Source organism: Photorhabdus heterorhabditis, assembly GCF_018448905.1.
Taxonomy (GTDB): domain Bacteria; phylum Pseudomonadota; class Gammaproteobacteria; order Enterobacterales; family Enterobacteriaceae; genus Photorhabdus; species Photorhabdus heterorhabditis.
On sequence record NZ_RCWA01000152.1, the window covers coordinates 1 to 890 of the forward strand.

Here is an 890-nt window from a genome sequence, read left to right on the forward strand (position 1 = left end):
TATCTGTGTCAGGTCGCCGAGCCGGAACGGGCCTTCGGGTTGTTGCTGGACAGTGCCGTGCCGATGCAGGAAGCGGCAGAGGTACAGGCCACCACCGCAACAGAGCGGGCCGCACTGGCTGAACATCAGCCGGTTCCGGTGCCGGAAACAGTCAGCACATTAGCCGCCGGTATAGCTGCGTTGCCGTCGATGCCAAATGTGGTCTGGGAAACCGGTGCTAACGGCGAGATATCCCTGACGCTGGGCACACAACAGTGGGGTATCCGGGGCCTGTCACAGGTGAAAGCCGGGGCGGCGGTGATGAAAGTGAATGTTCAGGTGGTTGATACCGACAGCGGCGTGATGTTCGCCGACAGCGTGGACATGATGAGCGCCCGCAGCCGGGGCGGGTATGCGCGGCTGGCCGCCACCGAACTCGGGCTGGCCGAAGGTGACCTGCGCCGGGCGCTGGGGCAGGTGTTGCTGGTACTGGAACAGTGTCAACAGGCCGGCGTCAGTGAACAAACCGAAACCCCACCGGTTCCCGAACTGAGCGGGGACCAGCGGGCCGCGGCGCTGGCGCTGCTGCAAGACCCGAAACTGAGTGAGCGCATCACCGCTGATTTAGCCGCCTGTGGCGTGGTGGGGGAAAGCACCAACCTGCTGGCCGGTTACTTAGCCGCCGTCAGTCGCAAGCTGGACCGTCCGCTGGCCGTGCTGATACAAAGCAGCAGTGCCGCCGGGAAAAGCTCACTGATGGATGCGGTCCTCAATCTGATACCGGAAGAGGAACGGCTGCAATACAGCGCCATGACCGGCCAGAGTCTGTTCTATCTGGGGGAAACCAATCTCCAGCATAAAATCTTAGCCATTGCCGAAGAGGAAGGCGTCAGGCAGGCCGCCTATGCGCT

At 62.6% G+C, this 890-nt stretch carries 1 pseudogene; it reads left to right on the forward strand.

Annotated elements, in window-relative coordinates:
- A pseudogene (locus tag EAE89_RS23025) lies at nucleotides 1–890 on the forward strand (DNA primase); the annotation flags it as partial.